General features: G+C 71.9%; 5 protein-coding genes and 2 pseudogenes. 2 read left to right on the top strand and 5 right to left on the bottom strand.

Annotation, left to right across the window (positions count from 1 at the left end; translation table 11 throughout):
• Positions 1–1,393, top strand: a 1,393-nt coding sequence (locus ABZV94_RS39325; RefSeq protein ID WP_356349506.1) for a metallophosphoesterase family protein, incomplete at its 5' end; no start/stop codon positions are given.
• A 49-nt stretch (positions 1,394–1,442) separates the two neighbouring features.
• Here ABZV94_RS39325 and ABZV94_RS39320 read toward each other — a convergent pair.
• The 5 genes and pseudogenes from ABZV94_RS39320 to ABZV94_RS39300 form a co-directional block, all read right to left on the bottom strand.
• Positions 1,443–1,574, bottom strand: coding sequence for a hypothetical protein (locus ABZV94_RS39320; protein WP_015493350.1), 132 nt, complete (start codon positions 1,572–1,574; stop codon positions 1,443–1,445).
• A gap of 324 nt (positions 1,575–1,898) precedes the next feature.
• Positions 1,899–2,096, bottom strand: a pseudogene (locus ABZV94_RS39315) (LysR family transcriptional regulator); the annotation flags it as partial.
• Positions 2,097–2,100: 4 nt separating this feature from the next.
• Complete coding sequence (locus tag ABZV94_RS39310; RefSeq protein WP_356349504.1) at positions 2,101–2,622, bottom strand: GNAT family N-acetyltransferase; 522 nt, start codon at positions 2,620–2,622, stop codon at positions 2,101–2,103.
• A 101-nt stretch (positions 2,623–2,723) separates the two neighbouring features.
• On the bottom strand, positions 2,724–4,364 hold the full coding sequence (gene pruA, locus ABZV94_RS39305) for an L-glutamate gamma-semialdehyde dehydrogenase (RefSeq protein WP_356349503.1): 1,641 nt from the start codon (positions 4,362–4,364) through the stop codon (positions 2,724–2,726).
• Between the two features lie 39 nt (positions 4,365–4,403).
• Positions 4,404–5,330 (bottom strand): proline dehydrogenase family protein, encoded by a 927-nt coding sequence (locus tag ABZV94_RS39300; protein ID WP_356349502.1) that lies wholly within the window; start codon positions 5,328–5,330, stop codon positions 4,404–4,406.
• Positions 5,331–5,495: 165 nt separating this feature from the next.
• Between ABZV94_RS39300 and ABZV94_RS39295 the strand changes: the two are divergent.
• A pseudogene (locus tag ABZV94_RS39295) lies at positions 5,496–6,315 on the top strand (PucR family transcriptional regulator); the annotation flags it as partial.

The raw sequence follows: 6,315 nt of genomic DNA, 5'->3' as shown, positions 1-6,315 counted from the left end.
CGGCTCCCGGGCGCCGGCCTCGGCCACCTCGCGGGTGCCGGGCTCGGCGGTGGCCCCGTTCGGCCGGCACCTCGCCTTCGGCGCCGACCCCCGGACGCGGATGCGGATCTCCTGGCAGGTGCCGTTCGCGGTGAAGCGGCCGTACGTGCGGGTCGGTCTGCGCCCCGACGACCTCGGGCGCCGGGTCCCCGCCGAGATCCGCCCGCTGCACACCCCCGGGATGGAGGGCGTGCGGCCGGCCCTGGAGCAGTACTACGTGCACGCGTCCGTGGACGGCCTCGCGCCCGGCACGACGTACTACTACGGCGTCGGCCACGACGGCTGGGAGCCCACCGCCCCCGCCCACCGGGCGGCCGTCTCCTCCTTCCGCACGGCGCCCGCGCGTCCGGAACGCTTCGTGTTCACGGCCTTCGGCGACCAGGGCGTGGGCCGGGCGGCGCACACGAACGACGACCTGGTGCTGCGCCAGAAGCCCGCCTTCCACCTGCACGCCGGGGACATCTGCTACGCGGACGTCACCGGAACGGGCCGGGCGACGGACGGCTACGACCCCGCCTTCTGGGACCTGTTCCTGAAGCAGAACGAGCCGGTCGCGCGGTCCGTGCCGTGGATGGTGACGACCGGCAACCACGACATGGAGGCCTGGTACTCGCCGGACGGCTACGGCGGCCAGCTGGCCCGCTTCTCCCTGCCGGAGACCGGCTTCGACCCGCACGGCACACCGGGCGCCTACGCGTTCACCTACGGCAACGCCGCCTTCGTCGCGCTGGACGCCAACGACGTGTCGTACGAGATCCCCGCCAACCTCGGGCACAGCCGGGGCCGGCAGACGGCCTGGCTGGACCGGACGCTGCGCCGGCTGCGCGCGGCCGGCGGCATCGACTTCGTGGTCGTCTTCTTCCACCACTGCGCCTACTCCACCTCGCGGCACGCCTCGGACGGAGGCGTCCGGCGGGAGTGGCTGCCGCTGTTCGCGAAGCACCGGGTGGACCTGGTGATCAACGGCCACAACCATGTGTACGAGCGCACGGACGCGATCAAGGGCGGCGAGGCCGGCCGGGCGGTGCCCGTCGGCGGTTCCACCGACCCCGCCCGGGACGGCACCGTGTACGTCACGGCGGGCGGCGGCGGCCGGGACCTGTACGGCTTCCCGTCCGGCGTGAAGGACAGCTACGAGGGACACGTCACCCGGCACCGGGCGGTCGACACCTTCGCGTGGACGAAGGGCGGGGACCGGGCACCGGAGACGGTGGAGTGGTCGCGGGTGCGCTACACCGGCTTCTCACTGCTCTCGGTGGAGGTGCGGGCCGGCGCGGCACCACGGCTCGCGGTGTCGGCGCTGGGCCAGGACGGGCGGCGGATCGACCACTTCGAGGTGCGGCGCGGCGGGTGAGGGCCGCACCGCACCCCGGGGGAGTGCGGCTCCCGGCTGGTGGTCCGGCTCAGTGGCCGGTCTCGCCGCCGTTGTCCCGGCGGTCCAGGGCGCGCTGGAGGGCGGCGGCGGCGTTCTTGCGGTCGGACTCGCTCGTGCGGGACACGTGGCGGACTCGGCGGCGGACGGTCGTCTCGGCCATGGCGATCGACTCCTTCGGCATACGTGGAGCACGGCAAGGAAGAGGGTTGCGAGACGCCGGAAGGGGCGGGGAGCACCGGCCGCAGGGGTTGCCTGCACGAGGCCCGGCTCACGACCGCCATTCGCTGGATCGAGCGAGACGTTCGGCTCCTACAAAACTAAGGGAGCCACCCGTGTCTGTCTGCACAATTACTCGGACTTCCTACTATCTGAGACGGCGGACTGGATCACACCGCTCTGAGCTGGGCTTTCGTGCGTCCGGGTGAGCCTTGGCCAAGGGAGCGCAGGATACGGATCAGCGCCCGTACCGCGGGCGTGGCGGCCAGTTCCCGCAGGTCTCCGCCCAGTCGACGAGCGGGAGGGAGCGCGGCGCCGGGTGCCCGGCCGGGTGCACCAGGGAGTACGGCTCCTCCAGCAGCGCCCCGCCGACCAGCCCGGCGGACAGAACCGCGTCGCCGCCCAGGGTGGCGATGCCGGGGTCGGCCCGTCCCGCGGCGACCTCACCGGCGGTGCCGGGCCCCAGTCCGTCAGAGGACGTCCCCGTCCCGCCAGTCGAAGACCAGCTCCCCGTCCGGGTCGAGCGCGCCCCGCACGTACACGCCGCCCTCCTCCCCGGGCAGCCGGACGATCCCGTCCGGCGAGAGGGCGTGCACCCGCCCGGCCCAGCGCTGCCAGCCCCGGGCGGCATACAGCGGGGCACCCTCGTCGCTCGCGGAGAGCGCGCCGAGGTCGTAGGCCCGGTCCACCACCCGCTCCAGCTCGGCCATCACCCGCCCGCCGAGCCCGGTCCGCCGTACGTCGGCCCGTACGGCGACGGCCTCGACATACCCGGTGCGCAGCCAGCGCCCGCGGTGCCGCACCCGCCGCATCACGACGGCCCCGTGAGCGGCGAGCCCGGCCCCGTCCCGGACGAGCGCGTGCAGCCCGCCCAGTCCGTGCTCCCAGTCCGCGTCGGAGAGGTCCCCGCCGAAGGCGTCGTCCAACAGGGCGCGCACCGCCCGGAGTTCGGCCGCGTCCAGGTCGGCGGTGTGGGCGAGGCGCAGGGTCATGGCGCCAGTATGACGTCCCGGAAGTTCTCCGGTGTGCGGCATGGGAACGGCCCGGGGAGCCCGCTCGTGTCGGGCTTCCCGGGCCGTGCTCGGGGGGCTGGTCAGCCCATGTGCGGGTAGGTGTAGTCGGTCGGCGGGACCAGGGTCTCCTTGATGGCGCGGGTCAGCGTCCAGCGCAGGAGGTTCTGGGGGGCGCCGGCCTTGTCGTTGGTGCCGGAGGCCCGGCCGCCGCCGAAGGGCTGCTGGCCGACGACGGCACCGGTCGACTTGTCGTTGATGTAGAAGTTGCCCGCGGCGAAGCGGAGCTTCTCCATCGTGTACGCCGCCGCCGCGCGGTCGTTGGCGATGACCGAGCCGGTGAGGGCGTAGTCCGAGACCGACTCCATCTGGGTCAGCATCTCGTCGTACTTCTCAGCCGAGCTGTCGTCGTAGACGTGCACCGCGAGGATCGGGCCGAAGTACTCGGTGGTGAACACCTCGTTCTCCGGGTCGGTGCACTCGATGACCGTCGGGCGGACGAAGTAGCCGACCGAGTCGTCGTAGCTGCCGCCCGCGACGATCGTGCAGGACGGGTCCGCCTTGGCGCGGTCGATCGCGGCCTTGTTCTTGGCGAAGGCGCGCTCGTCGATCACGGCGCCGAGGAAGTTCGACAGGTCGGTGACGTCACCCATGGTCAGGTAGTCGACCTCGGCCGCGAACTCCTCCTTGAAGCCCGAGTTCCAGATGGAGGCCGGGATGTAGGCGCGCGAGGTGGCGCTGCACTTCTGGCCCTGGTACTCGAAGGCGCCCCGGGTGAGGGCCGTCTTCAGCACCGCGCGGTCGGCCGACGGGTGCGCGACGAGGAAGTCCTTGCCGCCGGTCTCGCCGACCAGACGCGGGTAGGAGCGGTACTTCTCGATGTTGTTGCCGACCGTCTTCCACAGGTACTGGAAGGTCTTGGTCGAGCCGGTGAAGTGGATGCCCGCGAGGTCCCGGTGCTCCAGGGCGACCTTGGAGACCTCGATGCCGTCGCCGGTGACGAGGTTGATGACGCCCTTGGGCAGGCCCGCCTCCTCCAGCAGCTGCATGAGGAGCACGGCCGCGTGGGTCTGCGTCGGGGACGGCTTCCAGACCACCACGTTGCCCATCAGGGCGGGGGCGGTGGGCAGGTTGCCCGCGATCGCCGAGAAGTTGAACGGCGTGATCGCGTAGACGAAGCCCTCCAGCGGGCGGTGGTCCAGCCGGTTCCACACGCCCGGGGAGTTCGCCGGGGGCTGCTCGGCCAGGATCTGGCGCGCGTAGTGGACGTTGAAGCGCCAGAAGTCGACCAGCTCACAGGGCGTGTCGATCTCCGCCTGCTGGGCGGTCTTGGACTGGCCCAGCATGGTGGAGGCGGCGAGGGTCTCGCGCCAGGGGCCGGCCAGCAGCTCGGCGGCGCGCAGGATGATCGCGGCGCGGTCGTCGAAGGACATCGAGCGCCAGGCCGGCGCGGCGGCCAGGGCCGCGTCGATGGCGTCCTTGGCGTCCTGCTGGGTGGCGTGGCGGCCGGTGCCGATGACGGCCTTGTGGTTGTGCGGCTGCACGACCTCGAACGGCTCGCCGCCGCCCAGCCGCTTCTCCCCGCCGATCGTCATCGGCAGCTCGATCGGGTTCTCGGCCAGCTCCTTGAGCTTGGCCTCCAGCCGGGCGCGCTCGGGCGAGCCGGGGGCGTAGCCGTGCACCGGCTCGTTGACGGGGGTGGGGACCTGGGTCACAGCGTCCATGAGATCCGTAACTCCTTGTACGTGAGCGGGTGTTCGGGCTCAGCCCTTGCTGACCATGGAACGAAGGAAGAACCGGAGGTTGGCCGGCTTCTCCGCCAGGCGGCGCATGAAATAGCCGTACCAGTCGGTGCCGTAGGCGGTGTAGACGCGCATGCGGTGGCCCTCGGCGGCCAGCCGCAGGTGCTCCTCGCCGCGGATGCCGTACAGCATCTGGAACTCGTACTCGTCCAGCTTGCGGCCGGCCTTGTGGGCCAGCTCCTGGGCGATGGCGATCAGCCGCGGGTCGTGGGACCCGATCATCGGGTAGCCCTCGCCCTCCATCAGCGTCCTCAGGATGCGCACGTAGGCCTTGTCGATCTCGTGCTTCTGCTGGTAGGCGACCTCGGCGGGCTCCTTGTAGGCGCCCTTGACCAGGCGGACGCGGCTGCCGGACTCCGCGAGGCGGCGGGCGTCGGCCTCGGTGCGGAAGAGGTAGGCCTGGATGACGCAGCCGGTCTGCGGGAAGTCCTTCCGCAGCTCCTCGTGGATGGCGAACATCGAGTCGAGGGTGGTGTGGTCCTCGGCGTCGAGCGTCACGGTCGTACCGATGGCGGCGGCGGCCTCGACGACCGGCCGGACGTTCGCGAGGGCCAGCTCGTGGCCGCCCTCCAGCGCCTGGCCGAACATCGACAGCTTGACGGACATCTCCACGCGCTCGCCCAGCCCCAGGTCCTTGAGGTGGTCGATCAGTTCCAGGTAGGCGTCCCGGGCGGCGGTGGCCTGCTCCGGGGTGGTGATGTCCTCGCCGACGACGTCCATCGTCAGCTCCAGGCCCCTGCCCGTCAGGTCCTTGATGATCGGGACGATGTCGGCCACGGTCTCGCCGGGGATGAAACGGTCGACGACCTGCTTGGTCACCGGGGCCGCCGAGATCAGGCGTCGCATCCGGTCGCTGCGCGACGCGGCGAGAATCACGGGACCCAGCACGGGGCACCTCCACAGACAAGCACCAAATACGGCCGTCACCCCACGATTCGGGTACGGCACGGAGAACCACCGTGAAACCTAAGGATCTCTCCGATCGTCGGCCATCGACAGCTGTCACGCATCCGTGCCCGGGATCTCAGACAGATGTATGAAGGCGGCCGGGAAATGGGAGAGAATGCCCGGGTGGCGGCTGAATTCAAGGCGGACTACCAGGAACTCGTGGACGAGATCTCCGAGCTGCTGGGGGTGCCGGCGACCTTGGAGAACCGTGACTTCGAGCTGATCGCCTTCGGTGCCTACGACAGCGAGGACGAGCTGGATCCGACCGCGCTGGACCCGGTGCGCACCCGCTCGATCCTGACCCGGCGCTCCACGGCCACGGTCCGGGCCTGGTTCGAGGGCTTCGGCATCACGCGGGCGACCGGGCCCGTGCGCATCCCGCCGAGCCCGGAGGCCGGTGTCTACCGCGGCCGGATCTGTCTGCCGGTACGCCATCGGGGTGTCGTCCTCGGCTACGTCTGGCTGCTGGACAGCGATCCCGGGCCGACCGACGCCCAGCTGGCCGCCGCCCTGCGGGTCGCGGGCCGGATCGGCGCGCTGCTCGCGGACGAGGCGGAGGCCGGGGCGGGGCTGAGCCGGGAGCTGCGGGCCGTGCTCACCGCGGAACGCGGCTGGCAGCAGGACATGGCGGTGGCCGAGCTGCGCACCGCCCTCGGCCCCCGTGCGGACGGCCCGCACACCCTGGTCTGTGTCGCGCCCTGGCCGTCGGCCGACCCGGACGACGCCCCGGCCGCCCGGACGATCCCGCACGCCACGGCGCTGTGCACGCTGCCGTGGGGGGCGTCGGGGCAGAGCCTCGCGCTGCTGGTGCGGCTGCGGACCATGGAGACGAGCGCGCCCGCGCTGGCGGCGGCCACGCGGCTGCTGAAGAGCTCCATGCCGCTGAATTCGAAGGCGCTGTCGCCCTCCACCGCGACGACCGGTT

It is taken from the genome of Streptomyces sp. NPDC004658 (assembly GCF_040609555.1).
In the GTDB taxonomy this organism is placed as follows: Bacteria; Actinomycetota; Actinomycetes; order Streptomycetales; family Streptomycetaceae; genus Streptomyces.
The sequence above is the reverse complement of the archived record's forward strand: the minus strand, read 5'-3'. Positions and strand labels throughout refer to the sequence as shown.

Bases quoted from the DNA above. Each gene is read 5' to 3' on its own strand.
- pruA (WP_356349503.1), bottom strand. From the start codon at position 4,364: ATGGACGCTGTGACCCAGGTCCCCACCCCCGTCAACGAGCCGGTGCAC.
- ABZV94_RS39320 (WP_015493350.1), bottom strand. From the start codon at position 1,574: ATGGCCGAGACGACCGTCCGCCGCCGAGTCCGCCACGTGTCCCGCACG.
- ABZV94_RS39310 (WP_356349504.1), bottom strand. From the start codon at position 2,622: ATGACCCTGCGCCTCGCCCACACCGCCGACCTGGACGCGGCCGAACTC.